Genomic DNA, 697 nt, shown 5'->3' on the forward strand with positions numbered 1-697 from the left:
CGCCGGCAGCGATGGTGATGGTTTTGCCGCTTTCCAGCGTCACGGTCACCGGACCGTTTTGCGCGGTGACCGGCTTGCCGTCGGCACCGGTCAGGGTGGCGGTGTAAGTGATCGTGCCGTTTTCATTTACGGTTGGCGTGGCGGTCAACGTTACGGTGGTGGTGTCGTTGACATCACTGACCACAGTGCTGACCGGAGTCGTGTTCGGAGCGATAGCTTCGAGGTTGCCGCCAGTGGCGGTACTGATGCTTTCGGTGACGGTAGTTGGGCCTTGGTAGACATCGTTGCCAACGGCTACATCCAACGCACCCGAGCTTGCGCCGGCAGCGATGGTGATGGTTTTGCCGCTTTCCAGCGTCACGGTCACCGGACCGTTTTGCGCGGTGACCGGCTTGCCGTCGGCACCGGTGAGGGTAGCGGTGTAGGTGATGGTGCCGTTTTCGTTCACGGTCGGTGTGGCGGTCAGCGTCACGCTGGTGGTGTCGTTGACGTCGCTGACCACAGTGCTAACTGGCGTGGTGTTTGGAGCAATGGCCTCCAAGTTGCCACCGGATGCATCTTTGATCGACTCAGTGACGGTGGTTGGGCCTTGGTACACATCGTTGCCAACGGCTACATCCAATGCACCCGAGCTAGCGCCCGCTGCGATGGTGATGGTCTTGCCGCTTTCCAACGTCACGGTGACCGGACCGTTTTG

General features: G+C 60.7%; 1 protein-coding gene. It reads right to left on the bottom strand.

Annotated elements, in window-relative coordinates; all coding sequences use genetic code 11:
• Nucleotides 1-697 (bottom strand): immunoglobulin-like domain-containing protein (locus HU767_RS28535; RefSeq protein WP_186731113.1); only part of this gene is annotated, 697 nt, incomplete at both ends.

The organism is Pseudomonas sp. SWRI179, assembly GCF_014268705.1.
Lineage (GTDB): Bacteria > Pseudomonadota > Gammaproteobacteria > Pseudomonadales > Pseudomonadaceae > Aquipseudomonas > Aquipseudomonas zanjanensis.